The 15,997-nt window shown below is 65.1% G+C and carries 15 protein-coding genes; 8 read left to right on the top strand and 7 right to left on the bottom strand.

Annotated features, from left to right (window positions below; all coding sequences use genetic code 11):
• Positions 1–6 precede the first annotated feature (6 nt).
• Entirely contained in the window at positions 7–714 is a 708-nt protein-coding gene (locus tag ACSQ12_RS00610; RefSeq protein ID WP_436063922.1) for a PAS and ANTAR domain-containing protein, read from the bottom strand.
• Positions 715–719: 5 nt separating this feature from the next.
• Positions 720–1,034: a YegP family protein gene (locus tag ACSQ12_RS00605; protein WP_436063921.1), complete on the bottom strand. Its 315-nt coding sequence runs from the start codon at positions 1,032–1,034 to the stop codon at positions 720–722.
• A gap of 332 nt (positions 1,035–1,366) precedes the next feature.
• Here ACSQ12_RS00605 and ACSQ12_RS00600 point away from each other — a divergent pair, with 332 nt between their 5' ends.
• Both ACSQ12_RS00600 and ACSQ12_RS00595 read left to right on the top strand, forming a co-directional pair.
• On the top strand, positions 1,367–1,732 hold the full coding sequence (locus ACSQ12_RS00600) for an ArsR/SmtB family transcription factor (RefSeq protein WP_209741728.1): 366 nt from the start codon (positions 1,367–1,369) through the stop codon (positions 1,730–1,732).
• A gap of 78 nt (positions 1,733–1,810) precedes the next feature.
• A complete protein-coding gene (locus ACSQ12_RS00595; protein WP_436063920.1) occupies positions 1,811–2,314 on the top strand; it encodes a hypothetical protein in 504 nt (167 codons plus the stop codon).
• Between the two features lie 323 nt (positions 2,315–2,637).
• On the opposite strand, the gene ACSQ12_RS00590 is transcribed toward ACSQ12_RS00595, so the two are convergent.
• The 4 genes from ACSQ12_RS00590 to ACSQ12_RS00575 form a co-directional block, all read right to left on the bottom strand.
• The gene (locus ACSQ12_RS00590; protein ID WP_436066899.1) at positions 2,638–4,401 is read right to left on the bottom strand and encodes an acetyl/propionyl/methylcrotonyl-CoA carboxylase subunit alpha; all 1,764 of its coding nucleotides are present in this window, start codon (positions 4,399–4,401) and stop codon (positions 2,638–2,640) included.
• Positions 4,402–4,409: 8 nt separating this feature from the next.
• Positions 4,410–6,140, bottom strand: coding sequence for a carboxyltransferase domain-containing protein (locus ACSQ12_RS00585; RefSeq protein ID WP_436063919.1), 1,731 nt, complete (start codon positions 6,138–6,140; stop codon positions 4,410–4,412).
• Positions 6,141–6,207: 67 nt separating this feature from the next.
• Positions 6,208–7,539, bottom strand: coding sequence for an MFS transporter (locus ACSQ12_RS00580; protein ID WP_436063918.1), 1,332 nt, complete (start codon positions 7,537–7,539; stop codon positions 6,208–6,210).
• 106 nt (positions 7,540–7,645) lie between these two features.
• The gene (locus ACSQ12_RS00575; protein WP_436063917.1) at positions 7,646–8,404 is read right to left on the bottom strand and encodes a LamB/YcsF family protein; all 759 of its coding nucleotides are present in this window, start codon (positions 8,402–8,404) and stop codon (positions 7,646–7,648) included.
• 106 nt (positions 8,405–8,510) lie between these two features.
• Between ACSQ12_RS00575 and ACSQ12_RS00570 the strand changes: the two genes are divergently transcribed.
• Complete coding sequence (locus ACSQ12_RS00570; protein ID WP_436063916.1) at positions 8,511–9,221, top strand: GntR family transcriptional regulator; 711 nt, start codon at positions 8,511–8,513, stop codon at positions 9,219–9,221.
• A gap of 16 nt (positions 9,222–9,237) precedes the next feature.
• Here the strand turns inward: ACSQ12_RS00570 and ACSQ12_RS00565 are convergent, their stop codons facing one another.
• Complete coding sequence (locus tag ACSQ12_RS00565; RefSeq protein WP_436063915.1) at positions 9,238–10,278, bottom strand: LacI family DNA-binding transcriptional regulator; 1,041 nt, start codon at positions 10,276–10,278, stop codon at positions 9,238–9,240.
• A gap of 232 nt (positions 10,279–10,510) precedes the next feature.
• Here ACSQ12_RS00565 and ACSQ12_RS00560 point away from each other — a divergent pair, with 232 nt between their 5' ends.
• From ACSQ12_RS00560 to ACSQ12_RS00540, 5 genes are read left to right on the top strand one after another with little or no spacing between them, the layout of a single operon-like run.
• Positions 10,511–11,836, top strand: coding sequence for an extracellular solute-binding protein (locus tag ACSQ12_RS00560; RefSeq protein ID WP_436063914.1), 1,326 nt, complete (start codon positions 10,511–10,513; stop codon positions 11,834–11,836).
• Positions 11,833–12,771: a carbohydrate ABC transporter permease gene (locus tag ACSQ12_RS00555; RefSeq protein ID WP_436063913.1), complete on the top strand. Its 939-nt coding sequence runs from the start codon at positions 11,833–11,835 to the stop codon at positions 12,769–12,771. The genes ACSQ12_RS00560 and ACSQ12_RS00555 overlap by 4 nt, the downstream gene beginning before the upstream one ends.
• A 1-nt stretch (position 12,772) precedes the next feature.
• A complete protein-coding gene (locus ACSQ12_RS00550) occupies positions 12,773–13,678 on the top strand; it encodes a carbohydrate ABC transporter permease (protein ID WP_436063912.1) in 906 nt (301 codons plus the stop codon).
• Positions 13,679–13,705: 27 nt separating this feature from the next.
• Positions 13,706–14,941 carry a Gfo/Idh/MocA family protein gene (locus ACSQ12_RS00545; protein WP_209741737.1) on the top strand — a complete coding sequence of 412 codons (1,236 nt, stop codon included), beginning with the start codon at positions 13,706–13,708 and terminating at the stop codon, positions 14,939–14,941.
• Entirely contained in the window at positions 14,938–15,942 is a 1,005-nt protein-coding gene (locus tag ACSQ12_RS00540; RefSeq protein ID WP_209741738.1) for a sugar phosphate isomerase/epimerase family protein, read from the top strand. Before ACSQ12_RS00545 ends, ACSQ12_RS00540 begins: the two co-directional genes overlap by 4 nt.
• Positions 15,943–15,997: the final 55 nt, after the last annotated feature.

Below are 15,997 nucleotides of genomic sequence, written 5' to 3'. Positions count from 1 at the left end.
GGAATTTTACATGGAGCGCTGTTGACGCCTCCCCGCAGGTCCGTGGACGCCGATTGTTCCGGGCCGGCGTCCGGCAGGTCCGCGGTGGAGTGCCTGCACGAAACGGTCCAGCAGTGCCGGGTCCTTGGCGTTGTTGGCAAGGGCCACGAGGTCGGCTGCGGTCCTGGCCAGCTTGATGTTGCTGTGCTGGCTGTGGGCGACGAGCAGCTTGAACGCCTCCTCCGATCCGATGCGCAGGGCCCCCATCAGGATGCCTTTGGCCTGCTCTATGGTGCTGCGGCTCGCGCTGGCCGCTGTGACGGCGGCCCTGGCGAACTGCTCCGTCTCGCGCTGCAGCATCTTGGTGAGGTCTATCACGAAGGCGTCAATGTGGCTCAGCCTGCCCGCCTGGTCAAGCACGCCCTCGCCCGTCGTCAGGATCCTGTGCTCGCGCAGGCGCGCGTCAATGAGCCTGTCGTAGCTGAAGAAGCTTCCCCCGGCGTTCCGTATTCGGGTCAAGATCTCCAGGCCGCGGCTTCGGTCGTCGGGATGCTTGTGCGAGAGCAGCAGGTCCAAGGTGGGCACGATCTCGCCGCGGCGATATCCGTGAATGTGGAAGAGCTCCTCGGACCAGTCGAGCTTGCCGGTCACCGCGTCATACCGGAACGTCCCGGCGATGCAGTCCCCGGCGGCAAGGAGACTGGAGTGCGCCTGCGGGACCTTCCGCGCGGTCACGGGGCTCACCACGCAGGGAAATCGGCGACGGCGGCCGGGCGCCTGAGCGATTGCCGCCACCGGAGAAGGATCTGGCCTTTCCGGACCGCAGCCCGCCCCCGAACGGCGCGGGCTGCTGCGGACACCCGGCCCGGCTTCGGCGCCGGGACTTCAGTGACGAAGCCCATGCCTGCGTACTCGCGCACCGCGGCGATCCCGGCTACTGCGGCCCGCTTGTCGGGGAACGGCCTCGAGAGCGCCATGACCGTGCCGTCGGGTGCTGTCAGTTGAAATCTGAAGGAAGCGTCTGAGTCGGCGAATAGTTCGAACATTCCTGCCATTGAGCCCTCCTGGAACCTGGGGTCACGCCACTCCCGGTGACGCCGTTGTCAGCGGAAGCAGCCTGAATCCATCCATGGGTAGCCGGCCGCTTCTGGACAGCCGGTTCGAATTGATGAATTCATGAAATTCTGAACTACTCAACGCATCCGCGCAAGGGGTGCCCACGGACTAAATCCAGCGATCATCCCAAACCGGCCGGGGCTACGATATACATGCACATCACGCCAACTGGCCGTGCGGGCGAGACAGACTTTTCTGTCTGGCATAAGCTGTATTCGTTGAACAAGCGTTATGGTTATCGCCCGGCTGTGGACGGAGGAAGGGAAGCCCGATGAAGGACGAGTTGCCCGCAGGTCTGGTCCTGAGCGATGTAAAGGCCGAACTTTTCAAGTCCATGGGACACCCTGTACGGATCCAGGTCCTGGAGATGCTGGCCGACGGCCCCGTTGCCGTCAGCCGCCTGCGCGACGACACCGGTCTGGAACCTTCGAACCTCTCCCAGCACCTTGGCGTGCTCCGCCGCCAGCGCCTGGTCATCCCTTCGCGCCAGGACGGCCGGCTTTTTTACGAACTGTCCTGCCCCGAGGTGAGCAGCCTCCTCCTCTCGGCGCGCTCACTGCTGGGCACCGTCCTGCAGTCGACCCGGCTGACCCTGAAGTCCGTGGACGTGCCCGCGAAGGAAGCGGTGGGCGGCTAGCCTCGCCGGCAACTCACACAGGGCGGCGCCTTAGGGTCTTCTGCAGATTCCCTTCGGTATCCGTGTGAGGATGAAGCTGTGAGCCCCGTTCCCAAGCGTGCCGGTCTGTTGTTCGATTCCGGCCGGATGTTCTACGGCCGGCTGCCCCGGGCCATCGTCGGCGGCAGCGCCTTACTGTTAGTAGGAATCCTGCTGGCAATCGCCCTCACCGACGCGCTGCAGTCGGAACCCGTGGCATGGACTTCCATTTCATGCGCCCTCATCCTGATCACTTTCCTGGCGTTCGGCTTCTCCAGGATCCAAGTCCTCGAAAACGAAGTGCGGTTGCGCTGGTTTCCGTTCTACCGCCGCAGGATTCCCATTGCGGCGATCCGGCGGGCCGCCCCGGCAACAGTCCACGGCCTGCGTTACGGATTCGGGCTGCGGTTCGGCGCCTTTGGGCTGGGAATCATCCAGGATACGGGGCCTGCCGTCCAGCTCGACGCCGGGCGGGGGTATCTGCTGAGCCTTGGGTCAGCGGACCGCCAGGCACGGTTCCTCGCAGCGCTGGCGGCTGCGGGCGTCAACGTCCAGCGCTTCTAACACCGGGTGCATCCTGCCCGCAGGTGTTCACGTCGCGGGCGACCTACGCCTTTTCAACCCACTGGGCGCGCCATACCGGCGCTTCGAATGCCTCGCTCCAATAGGCCGTTTCTTTGGCAATGGGGCCAATGCATCAGCGCATCATCATGAAACAGCTCGTCCATAACCTCGATGTGACGGTCATTGATACAAGCAATAAGCCGATTGACGACAGTCTCGTTCGCACTGGTTTCATCCATGATTCCGACCTGGGTCCTGGAGGGCTTGGTGTTTAGCTTTACGCACCACGGCCTTTGGGCCCTCGCGCGAGCCGCGGAATTCACCTAGCCGATCAGCGCGAGCACCGCCCCGGCACTGACCACGCCGCCGGCCTCGGTGCGGATGCCGGTCACCGTTCCGTCGCGGTGCGCCGTCACCTGCGTTTCCATCTTCATGGCTTCAAGAACGACGACGGCGTCCCCCGCCGACACTTCGGCGCCCGGCTCCACGAGCCACTTCACGACGGTTCCGGCCATGTCAGCGCGCAGCTCGCCGGGGTCGGCTGCGGAACCTGCGGCAGCACCGCCGTCGGACGTTCCCTCCAGCGAGACGCCGGCGGGGAGGGCTCCGCCCGAGCGTGCCCAGCCGTCAAGCAGGTCAGCGGGCAGCCCGACCGCGAGGCGGCGGCCGTCCAGTTCGACGGTGATGGTGCGGCGTTCGCCGTCGGGGGCGGTTGTGCTGTAGCCCGGATCGGCCGGGATGCGGTCCGCGAAGTCCGTTTCGATCCAGCGGGTGTGGATGCCCAGCCCGGTCTCGGAGGTGAAATCCGGCGATTCGAGCACGGCGCGGTGGAACGGCAGCACCGTGGCCACGCCGGTGATCTCGATTTCGGCGAGCGCGCGGCGTGCCCGGCGCAGGGCCTGCTGCCGGTCCGCTCCCGTGACGATCAGCTTGGCAAGGAGCGAGTCGAACTGCGGTGCGACGAAGGACCCGGAGCGGACACCGGTGTCCAGGCGGATGCCCGGGCCGGTGGGGGCGTGGAACTCGGCGATGGTTCCGGGCGAGGGCAGGAAGCCGCGCCCCACGTCCTCGGCGTTGAGCCGGAACTCGAAGGAGTGGCCGCGGGGCTCAGGGTCCGCGGTGATGCGCAGGGCTTCGCCGTCAGCGATCCGGAACTGCTCCTGGACTAGGTCGATCCCCGTGGTTTCCTCGGTGATGGGGTGCTCCACCTGAAGCCGCGTATTCACTTCCAGGAACGCGACGGTTCCATCCGCTGCAACAAGGAACTCCACGGTGCCGGCGCCGGAGTAGCCGGCTTCCCGGCAGACCGCCTTCGCGGCGCTGTAAATCTGCCGCCGCTGATCGTCGCTGAGGAACGGTGCGGGTGCTTCCTCCACGAGCTTCTGGTGCCGGCGCTGCAGGGAGCAGTCGCGGGTCCCGACGACGACGACGTTGCCGTGGGTATCGGCAAGGACCTGCGCTTCGACGTGCCGCGGACGGTCCAGGTAGCGTTCCACGAAGCATTCGCCGCGGCCGAAGGCTGCCACGGCTTCGCGGACTGCGGAGTCGAAGGATTCCTCGATCTCGTCCATGTTCCGGACCACCTTGAGCCCGCGGCCGCCGCCGCCGAAGGCCGCCTTGATGGCGATAGGCAGGCCGTGCTGCTCGGCGAAGGCGCGGGCTTCCGCAGCCGAATCCACGGGACCGTCGCTTCCGGCCACGAGGGGGGCGCCGGCGCGGACGGCGATTTCGCGGGCGGTGATCTTGTTGCCCAGCTGCCGGATGGCTTCCGGCGCGGGCCCGATCCAGGCCAGGCCGGCGTCCAGCACTGCCTGCGCGAAATCGGCGTTCTCGGACAGGAAGCCATAGCCGGGGTGGACGGCGTCAGCACCTGACCTGGCAGCCACCCCAAGCAGCTTGGGGATGTTCAGGTAGGTATCCGCCGGGGAGTTACCGTCAAGGCTGAAGGCCTCGCTGGCAGCGCCTACGTGCATGGCATCGGCGTCGATATCCGCGTACACGGCGACGGATTCCAGCTGTGCATCGTCGCAGGCTCGGGCAATCCGGACGGCGATCTCACCACGGTTGGCAATCAGGACCTTGCGCATCAAGTTACTCACTTTTCTTGGGAAGTCTGTTCGGGGGACGTCTGTACAGAGGCAGCCCGTTCCGGGGCGGCCGGTGCGGAGGAAGCCTGTTCGGGAACAACACGGAAGCGGATGCTGCCGCCGATCGGCACCTGGGCGGCAAGGTCCAGTTGGTGGTCCACCACCACGCCGATCACCGGGTAGCCGCCCGTGATCGGGTGGTCTGCCAGGAAGAGCACGGGAAGGCCCTCGGGCGGGAGCTGGATGGCCCCGGCCACGGTGCCTTCGCTGGGCAGTTCCCCTTGCCGGCTGCGTTGCAGCGGGGTGCCGTCCAGTCTCATGCCCACCCGGTTGGACTGCGGCTTCACCACCCAGTCCTGCCCGCACAGGGAGTCGATGGCGTCCTGGTCGAACCAGTCGGCCCGCGGTCCCAGCACGATGTCCAGGACGGTGACGCCGTCCCCGGGGAAGTCCGGCTGGAGTTCGGGGCTGCCCACGACGCCGGATTCGGTGACGTCGCCGGATGCCAGCAGCTGGCCCGCGGCGAGCGGAGCGGGCCCGATGCCGGACATCGTGTCGGTGGAACGGCTGCCCAGCACCGGCACGGTGTCCACCCCGCCGCGGACGGCCAGGTAGCTGCGGAACCCGGACTCCGGTGCACCGAGGGTAAGGATTTCGCCGTCGAGCAGGGCAAACGGGGTGGCCATGGGGACGATGCGCTGCCGGGCAGTCTTGCCGGCGTCGTAACCCTCGCCGGATTCAGCGTCCGGTTCAGCGTCCGGCGGCGAATCAATGGTCAGTGCCGACGGCGCCCCGGCGACGGCCAGGACCTGGTCCCCGACGGCCTGGACCCGTAGACCGCCGGCCACGCTTTCGATGGCTGCGGCGGAAGAACCGTTGCCCACCAGCCGGTTGGCCCGGCGTAGCGAAGCACGGTCCAGCGCGCCGGCGGCAGAGACGCCCAGGGCGGAGTGGCCGTGCCGGCCAAGATCCTGGATGAGGCTTTGCAGCCCGGGTGAAACGACCCGCAGCCCGGAACGTGTTTCCTGGCCCGGCAGCCCCTCCGGCGTTCCTGCGGCCGGTGCGGCTTCGGACGCTGCGGGCTCCGGTGCCATGGTCACAACTTCGCGGACGGCGCGGAACTGGACCCGGTGCCCCGGGCTGGCCAGGGCCGGTTCGGCCCGGTCGAGGTCCCACATGCGGGCGCCGGTGCGGCCGATCAGCTGCCAGCCACCCGGGGACCTGCGCGGATACACCGCCGAATAGTTGCCTGCCAGGGCCACGGATCCGGCGGGCACGGCAGTGCGCGGTGAGCTTCGGCGCGGCACTTCGAGGGTCTGGTTCTCCCCCACCATGTAACCGAAACCGGGTGCGAACCCGGCGAAGGCCACCGTCCAGACCTGGCCGGTGTGGGCCTTGATGACGCCTTCCGCCCCCAGGCCGGTGAGCCGCCCCACTTCGGCGAGGTCCTCGCCGTCGTACACGGTGTCGATAAACACCAGGCCGCCGTCCTGTTTGGCCCGGGCGGTGAGGTCCAGCTCCAGCAGGAGCGCGCCCATGCGGCGGGCAGCCGCCGGCGAGTCCGCGCGGACCATGACGGTCTGCGCTGCCGCCAGCACGTCCACCTGGCCCGGCAGCGGCGATTCCAGGAGCAGGGTCTGGAGGGCGAGGACCTCCTGCGTTCCGGGGAGCTCCGCGAGCACCGCACGCGTGCCGACGGGCCGGACCGAGAGGACCTTGTGGACGGTCAGGGTTTCCATAGCTGCTGCTTTCATCGTTGCCGGGGGCGTGAACGGGATTTCGTGCCGGTCAGGTTTCCCGCACCGGCTAGGCGCGGGAGTCCGCCAGGAGGCGCTCTTCTTCAGCGGTCTGCGGGTTCCGGCCGAGGGCCAGGCCCACCACGGTAACTGCCGCTGCCACCAGGAGATAGGCCGCAATCAGGAACCAGTCTCCGGAGACGGCGTAGAGGGCGGTGAAGATCAGGGGTGCCACGGCTCCGCCGATAACGCCGGCCAGGGTATAGGCCAGCGAGCTGCCGGCGTAGCGCAGGCGGGCCGGGAACTGCTCGGTGATGTAGGCGGCCTGCGGGCCGTACATAAAGGCGTGGAACGCCAGTCCGATCACCACGCCGATGATGAGCATCAGCACGGACTTGCCCTCGATCATGAGGAAGAACAGCGGGATGTAGAGGGCGGTGCCCACCGCGGCGATGCCGTAGACGAGGCGGCGGTTGAAGCGGTCCGTAAGGGCGCCGGCCAGCGGGATCAGGAACAGCTGGAACGCCGAGCCGATCAGGATGGCGGTAAGGACGTTGCCGGTGGTCAGGCCGAGTTCCTTCGTGGCATAGACGGCCACGAACACGGTGAACAGGGCGTAGAGGACGTCCGGGCAGACCCGGGACAGGGCGGCGGCAATAAGCGCGCGGGGTTCCCTGGTGAACACCTCGGTGATGGGGGCCTTGGGCTGTTCGCCGTGGGCCGCGATGGCCTTGAAGACAGGGGTTTCCTCGAGCTTGAGACGGATGATCAGGCCGAAGACCACCAGCAGGGCGGAGGCGAGGAAGGCTACGCGCCAGCCCCAGGAGAGGAAGGCTTCCGTGCTAAGCGTGGCTGCGAGCACGGCCAGGACGCCATTGGCCATCAGGTTGCCGGCGGGCGGGCCGATCTGGGCCGCGGAGGACCAGAAGCCGCGCTTGTTCGCATCACCGAATTCGCTGGAGAGCAGGACGGCACCGCCCCATTCGCCGCCGACGCCGATGCCCTGGGCCAGGCGCAGGAGCACCAGGATGGTGGGGGCTGCCACGCCGATCACGGAGTAGTCCGGGAGCAGGCCGATGAGGACAGTGGCGACGCCAATCAGCATCAGGGTGACCACGAGGACGTGCTTGCGGCCGATTTTGTCACCCAGGCGGCCGAAGATGACCCCGCCGATGGGCCGCGCCAGGTAGCCCACGGCGAAAGCCGAGAAGGAGAGCAGGAGTCCGACGAACTCGTCATTGCCCGGGAAGAAGATCTTGGGGAAGACCAGCGCCGAGGCCACCGAGTAGATGGCGAAGTCGTAGTACTCCAGCGAGGTGCCGGTGAGGCTGGCGATATAGGCCTTCAGGGCGCCGGGCGGAATCTTCCGGCCGGTGCGGGCGGCCGAGTGGTGTGTGGTCATGATCTGTCCTTCAAGGGTGCGGTGGTGCTGCCTGCGTGCTGGGGCGCGGTTGCTTGGCGGAATTCTTTACTCCGCGAAGCGGTAACGTGGTGCGGCGAATGCGGTATTAGGCAAAAGCTTTGATAGCGATGCCGGCGTCAGAAAGCGCAGCCCTCACTGCGACGGCCATGGCAACGGCCCCGGGGGAATCGCCATGGACGCAGATGCTGTCTGCATTGATTCTCAGGATGGAGCCGTCCACGGTGCGGATGGCGGAGTCGGCAGCCATCCGCAGGACGTGTTCGGCCACCTGGGCCGGATCATGCAGGACGGCTCCGGGGAGCGAGCGGGAGACGAGCGTGCCGTCGGGGTTGTAGGCGCGGTCGGCGAAGGCTTCAGAAACAGCGCGAAGTCCGGCTTCTTCTGCGAGGCGCAGCACCTCCGAGCCGGGAAGGCCGAGGATGGGCAGTGAGGCGTCGATCGATTTAACGGCGTCCACGACGGCGCGTGCCTGGGCGGTGTGGGAGACGATCGCGTTGTACAGGCCGCCGTGCGGCTTGACGTAGCGGACGCGGGCGCCCTCGGTGGCGGCCAGCGCCTGCAGCGCGCCGATCTGGTAGACGATGTCGTCAGCCAGTTCGCTGGGATCGATGTCCACGAAACGGCGGCCGAAACCGGAGAGGTCGCGGTAGCCCACGTGGGCACCGATCATCACCCCGGCCTGCACCGCTTCGCGGCAGGTGCGGCGGATGACCGTGGGATCGCCCGCGTGGAAACCGCAGGCCACGTTGGCGCTGGACACTGATTGGAACATCGCCGTGTCGTCGCCCAGGGTCCAGCGGCCGAAGGACTCGCCTACGTCGCTGTTCAGATCCATATACACCATTGTGATCCTCGTCTCATTGATTTACTCCTACTAGGATGCACCAAATTTAGCGATTGTTCAACAATCCTTCGATTCAACGATGTGACGATCGTGTAAATTCTGGGGTATGGCCACTTCAGCAGCAGCAACCCGGGGCACCTCCGCAGCACTCTCAAGCGCATCAACGGCAGCAGCACGGCTGCGCGTCGCCGTGCCGTCGGTCGCAGACAGGGTGGCCGATGAACTGCGCCTGCAGCTGGCTGAAGGGGTCCTGCTCCCGGGCGCACGGCTAACCGAGTCCACGATCGCCGAGGACCTTGGGGTCTCCCGCAACACTGTGCGCGAAGCCTTTGCCGAGCTTGCGAGCGAACGGCTGGTGATCCGCCACCCAAACCGCGGGGTTTTCGTGGCAAGCCTGGAAGCCGGCGATATCCACGACGTCTACACCGTGCGCCGGACCATCGAAGTTAGCGCCATCCGCGGCGGGGGCAGCCCGGAAGCTGTGGCCGCCGTCCGGGCCGCAGTGGAGGAAGGCAAGCGCGCGGCCGCAGCGAACGACGACGAGGGGCTGGGCACCGCGAACCAGCACTTCCACGGCGCGATCGTGGCCCTGGCCGGCAGCCGCCGGCTTAACACCATCATGTCCCAGGTCCTGGCCGAGATGCGGCTGTTCTTCCACAAGGCCACGATGGATGCGCACTTCTATAGCGGCTACCTCAAGGACAACGAGGAAATCTGCGAGGCACTGGAGGCCGGCGAATTCGAGCGGGCCGCCGAGCTGCTGCTGGCATACCTGGACCGTTCGGAAGAGAAGCAGGCGGAGGTCCACGGGGAGTAAGGCGGACCTGCCTGCTTCAGGCCGCGGGAGGGGCCGTGGAGTCGCGGACAATCACCTGTGTGGCCAGTTCGACGCGGTGGGAATCCAAGACTTCGCCGCGTGCTTGGCGCAGCAGGGAGCGCAGCGCTGCGCGTCCCATTTCCTCCAGCGGCTGGGCCACGGACGTCAGCGCCGGGACGGCTTCCTGGCCCTGGCTTGTTCCGTCGAAGCCAATAAGGCTGATGTCGTCGGGGATCCTGAGACCATGCCGGCCAGCTTCACTCAGAACACCCAATGCGATGCTGTCGCTTCCGGCAAAGATGGCGGTGGGGCGCTGCTCGAGCTTGAGCAAGGCTTTGAGGCCGGCCACTCCGCTGTCCCTGCGGAACTTGCCGCCGGAAACAATGTACTGAGGGTCGACGGGTACACCCTGGGCCATAAGAGCCGCCATGTAGCCATGCAGGCGTGCCTGGTTGCACTCAGCCCCTTCGATGCCGCCGATGTAGGCTATGCGCCTGTGCCCGAGCTCCAGCAAGTGTTCCGTGGCCGCCTTGCCTCCGGCCCAATTTGTCGCTCCCACGCTGACCACATCGGCCGAGGGCGGGTTGAGGGGGTCGATCACGACGACGGGAATTTGACGGCGCCGGAACGCATGCAGTTGCGCCTCGCTGAACGCTGACGTCACGACGATCATTCCCGCCCTGCCCTCGTCGATGATGCGCTGGGCCCGGCGCTCGGGGCTGAGCCGGGTCGAGGGGGTGGTTCCGGTGAGGCTTACCAGGATTTCGACATCGGCTCCGGCGGCGAACCGCAGTATCCCGTTCAGGACCTCAACCGTGTAAGCCGAGTCGAGGACGTCCAGGACCACCTCGACGACGGTGCCGGCCTCCGCCGCGGAACGGCGCTGCAGCGGGGACTGGTAGCCGGCCTGCTCCAGTGCGGCCAGAACGCGGGCGCGCGTTTCCGGCGCAACATCGTCACGGCCGTTCACCACCTTCGACACCGTGGGCGCCGACACCCCCGTCTGCCGCGCCACGGTGGCGAGCGTTGGCTTATCCGGACGGGTGCTGACTGCCATAGGTTTCGAAACCTTTCGATAGTTGCGACGATCCCATTCTGCAGAAGCTGCGCGCCAGGGTCAAGCAAGTCCAAGCCGGCGCCGAAAATCTCATCCGACACTATTGACGGCCCCGCTTTCACGGCATTAGTTTAGACCGTGACCTAAATCACGAGTGCGAAATATTTCGAGACTTTTCCGGAGGCTCCGCCCTGGAATGCTCACAGAAGAAGCGATTACAGATGGAGAAGCAATGAAGCAACCCCAGACATCCCGGCGCTCTTTCCTCGCCCTTGCCGCCCTCGCACCCTTCGCCGCCGCGGTGACCAGCGCCTGCGGCACATCGGGGCCGGGCGCCTCCAGCGGAGGGGGCGCCAGCATGTGGTACCTCTCAGGTGAGCCGAACCAGACCACCATGCAGAAGGCTGTTGACGCCTTCAGTTCGGCGAACCCGGACAACAAGATAGCGGCGACCTACTTCCAGAACGACGCATATAAAACCAAGATCAAAACCGCGATCGGCGCAGGGCAGGCTCCCACCATCATCTACGGCTGGGGCGGCGGCACCCTGAAGACATATGCCGAGGCTAACCAGGTGGAGGACCTGACCAGCTGGTTCGGAGAGAACCCGGACCTGAAAAATAAGTTCTTCCCGGCCTCCTTCGGTGCCGCCACCGTCAACGGGAAAATCTACGCGGTGCCCAACCAGTACGTCGCCCCGATCGTCCTGTTCTACAACAAGGAACTGTTCGAAAAGGCCGGCGCCCAGCCGCCAAAGACATGGGACGACGTCATGTCCCTCGTCAAAACCTTCAACGACATGGGCGTGGCGCCCTTCTCCCTTGGTGGACAGTCGCGCTGGACTTCCATGATGTGGCTTGAGTACCTGCTCGACCGCATCGGCGGTGCCGAAGTATTCACTGCCATTTTCGAAGGCAAACCCAATGCCTGGATGGACCCTGCCGTGATTGAGACCGGCACCAAGATCCAGGAGCTCGTCTCGGCTGACGGCTTCATCAAAGGCTTTTCCTCCATCGCCGCGGACTCCAATGCCGATCAGGCACTGCTGTTCACAGGTAAGGCCGCCATGATGCTTCACGGCTCCTGGACCTATGGCGCCATGAAGAAGGGTGGTCAGAACTTCGTCCAGGACGGGAAGCTTGGCTTCATCCCGTTCCCCACCATTTCCGGCGGTAAAGGCGATCCGAAGAACGCCGTGGGCAACCCCGCCGCGTACATGTCGATCTCCTCAAAGGCCACCGACAAGGAAAAGGAGACGGCGAAGAAGTTCCTCAAGGACGGCATTCTGACCGACACGGTCATAGACACCTACATCAATTCCGGATCCGTTCCCATTGTCAACGGCATCGAAGACAAGCTGGACACGTCGCCGGACAAGGACTTCCTGAACTTCGTCTACGACCTGGCCAAGAACGCACCGAACTTCCAGCAGTCCTGGGACCAGGCACTCAGCCCGACCGCCGCCGAAGCCCTGCTGAACAACATCGACCAGCTGTTCCTCAAGTCGATCACGCCTCAGCAGTTCGCCGAGAACATGAATGCCACCCTCGGAAAATGAGTAACACCATCTCCACCGCCCCTAAGACTGAGGCGGCCACCAGAACTGCAACCACAAAAGGTGGGCAGCGTGACAAAGCCCTCGCCTGGCTGACAGCGCCCGCCTTGTTCTTCTTCGTGGCATTCGCCGTGGTGCCGCTGGCAGGGGTCCTCATTCTGAGTTTCGCCAGTTGGGACGGCATCGGTGCCATCGGATCAGCGGGACTGGGCAACTGGTTCTCAGTGCTTGCGGACCCCGGGCTGTACAACGCCCTGGGACTGACCTTCCTGATCATGATCGCTTCATGGCTGGTCCAGACACCCATCAGCCTTCTTCTGGGTGTCTTCACCGCCGGTAGCCAGCGCTACCGGGCAGCCCTCGCGGTGCTCTATTTCCTGCCTTTGCTGCTCTCGTCCGCAGCAGTCGCCATCGCCTTCAAAGCCCTGCTGGACCCGAACTTCGGCCTGGCCACGGGCCTCGGACTGCCGTTCCTGGCCCAGGACTGGTTGGGGGTCCCGCACCTGGCCGTGGGTTTGGTCATCTTCGTGATTGCCTGGCAGTTCGTGCCGTTCCACACGCTCATTTACCAGGGCGGAGTGCGGCAGATTCCCAAATCACTGTATGAAGCAGCCGAAATCGACGGAGCCGGGACAATCAAGCAGTTCTTCCACATCACCCTCCCCCAGTTGAAATACACCGTCATCACCTCGTCCACCCTGATGGTCGTGGGGTCGCTGACCTACTTCGACCTGATCTTCGTCCTCACCGGCGGCGGACCAGGGAACTCCACGCGGATCCTGGCCCTGGACATGTACCTGCGGGGCTTCCGGGCCAACCTTATGGGACCGGCAAGCGTCATCGCCGTCATTCTCGTACTCATCGGCCTTGCACTTGCCTTGTTCCTCCAGCGCCTTGGAGGCAAGGACAAGCAAGGCAGCCAATTGGAAGGTATGTAGGGTGAGCACCGTACTGAAAAGCAGCGCGGAGGAAACTTCCGCGGGCACCCCGACAAACCCGGCCGCCCCCAAGCGGGGGCTGGGTTCACGGATGAGGCGGCTAAACGTCCCGGCAGGCCTGGGCGGCTGGATCTGGCTGGCCATCATCATCATTCCGGTCTACTACGTGGTGATCACCAGCCTGAAGACGCAGGCAGGCTACTTCGGCCAGAATCCGCTGGCGCTGCCCACAGAGCCAACCTTGGAAAACTACCAGATGGTCCTCGAGGCCGACTTCGCGAAGTACTTCATGAACAGCACCATCGTTACGCTGGGTGCCGTCATCCCGACGGTGCTGATCTCGTTCATGGCCGCGTTCGCAATCGTCCGGGGCAAGGGCAGGTTCCTCAAACTGGTCAACGGCATGTTCCTGATGGGACTGGCAATCCCCCTGCAGGCAACCATCATCCCGATCTACCTGATGATCATCCGCCTCAACCTGTACGACAGCCTGCTGGCACTCATGCTTCCCTCCATTGCCTTCGCCATCCCGTTGACCGTACTAATCCTGTCCAACTTCATCCGCGACGTTCCGAACGAACTGTTTGAATCGATGCGGCTGGATGGGTGCAATGAGTGGCAGACCATGTGGCGGCTAGCTCTTCCACTGACCCGTCCCGCGATCGTGACCGTCGCCATCTATAACGGCCTGCACGTCTGGAACGGATTCCTGCTGCCGCTGGTCCTCACCCAGAGCCCTGGCCTGCGCGTCCTTCCCTTGGCGCTGTGGACCTTCCAGGGTGAATACAGCGTCAACATCCCGGCCGTGCTTGCCTCGGTGGTACTCAGCACCCTGCCAATCCTCGTGCTCTACGTCGTGGGCCGCCGCCAGCTGCTCAGCGGCCTCACCGCCGGCTTCAGCAAGTAGCCCGGATCCGCAAAGAAAGGACCTCCGATGACAAGAGTCAAACCCCTGCGCGTGGGCATGGTGGGCTATGCCTTCATGGGTGCCGCCCACTCCCACGCCTGGCGCACCGCACCGCGCTTCTTCGACCTTCCGCTTGCCCCGGAACTCACTGCCGTGGCCGGTCGGAATGAGGTCAGCGTCCGGGCGGCGGCCGGCAAGTACGGCTGGGACTCAGTGGAAACCGATTGGCGTCGCCTGATAGAGCGGGACGACATCGACCTCATCGACATCTGCACCCCAGGCAACACGCACGCGGAGATCGCTATCGCAGCGCTCGAAGCAGGCAAGCACGTCCTGTGCGAAAAGCCATTGGCCAACTCCGTGGAAGAAGCGGAAAAGATGACCGCCGTGGCACAAGCTGCGGCTGAGCGCGGTGTGCTGTCCATGTGCGGCTTCAGCTACCGCCGCACCCCTGCGCTGGCCCTCGCCAAGCGGATGGTGGATGACGGTCGCTTGGGCGAGATCAGGCACGTCCGTGCCCAGTACCTGCAGGACTGGCTCAGCGACGCCGACGCGCCGCTGACATGGCGACTGGATAAGTCCAAGTCCGGATCCGGATCCCTGGGAGACATCGGCGCCCACAGCATCGACGCTGCCCAATGGATCACCGGGCTCAACATCACCGGCGTCTCCGCGCTGCTGGAGACGTTCGTGAAGGAACGCCCGGTGGGCGGCGACTTTGTGGGGCTGGGCGGCCACGGCGGTTCCGATGGACCCCGCGGTCCAGTAACCGTTGACGACGCCGCGCTGTTCACTGCACGTTTTGAGGCAAGGCACGACGACGGCGCTGACGCCGGCTCAGTGCCCGGGAGCCCTGCCGGCCCCATCGGCATCTTCGAAGCCACCCGTTTTGCCCTGGGGCGCAAGAATGCGATGCGCCTGGAGCTGAACGGCACCAAAGGATCCATCGCTTTCGACTTCGAGGACATGAACTCCCTGCAGTTCTACGAATCCGCGTTGGAGCCGGACGCCGGATTTCGGAAGATCATGGTCACCGAACCCTCCCACCCGTACACCGCCAACTGGTGGCCCACCGGGCATGGCCTCGGTTACGAGCACGGATTCACCCACCAAGTGGTGGACCTTGTTACTGCCATCGGCGCAGGCGAGCAGCCCTCGCCGTCGTTCGCTGATGCCTTGCAGGTGCAAAAGGTGCTGGCTGCCGTCGAGGCGAGCGCGGACAATTCAAGCCGTTGGCAGAACGTCGACAAGGAGCCATCATGACCCGACCCATCACGCTCTTCACCGGACAATGGGCTGACCTGCCCTTCGAAGAAGTGGCACGGCTGGCTGGCGAGTGGGGCTTTGACGGCTTGGAGATCGCCTGTTGGGGCGATCACCTGGACCCGCAGCGCGTTGTGGAGGATGACGCCTACTTGCAGGCCAAACTGGATGTCCTGGACAAGCATCACCTCAGCGTCCATGCCATTGCCAACCACCTCACCGGTCAGGCCGTGTGCGACGACCCCATCGATGAGCGCCACCGGGACATCCTGGCTCCTGCGGTGTGGGGCGATGGTGAGCCGGAAGGGGTGCGGCAGCGGGCGGCCGAGGCGATGAAGACGACGGCCCGCGCCGCCGCCAGGCTTGGGGTGAAGACGGTCACGGGATTCACGGGCTCCTCCATTTGGAAATGCGTCGCAATGTTCCCGCCGGCCTCGGACGCCATGATCGAGCGGGGGTACCAGGACTTTGCCGACCGCTGGAATCCAATCATGGACGTGTTCGACGAAGAGGGCGTCCGGTTCGCCCTTGAAGTCCACCCTTCAGAGATTGCATACGACTACTGGACCGCCAAGCGCACACTGGACGCGATCGGACACAGGGAAGGCTTCGGTCTGAACTTCGATCCTTCCCATTTCATCTGGCAGGACCTTGATCCGGTCATGTTCCTGCAGGACTTCGCAGACAAGATCTTCCACGTCCACGTGAAGGAATCCGTCCGGCAACTGAATGGCCGCAACGGGCGGCTGGGCTCCCACCTGCCGTGGGCCGATCCCCGTCGCGGGTGGGACTTCGTCACCGCCGGGCACGGCGACGTTAGCTGGGAGCCGATCTTCAGGGCACTCAACGCCATCGGCTACGAAGGACCTACCAGCATCGAATGGGAGGACGCCGGTATGGACCGGCTGGTGGGCGCTCCCCAGGCGCTGGACATGGTCCGTGACCTGGCCGCCATACGACCACCCGCTGCCGCGTTTGATGCCGCCTTTGCGACCCGCTGACCTGCAGTACAGAACAGATACCGACTCACACTGATACGCCCCGAAATGAAGGAAA

The sequence above is a fragment of the Arthrobacter sp. LjRoot14 genome (genome assembly GCF_964253905.1).
Lineage (GTDB): Bacteria > Actinomycetota > Actinomycetes > Actinomycetales > Micrococcaceae > Arthrobacter.
This window is presented reverse-complemented; position numbering and strand designations above follow the sequence as displayed.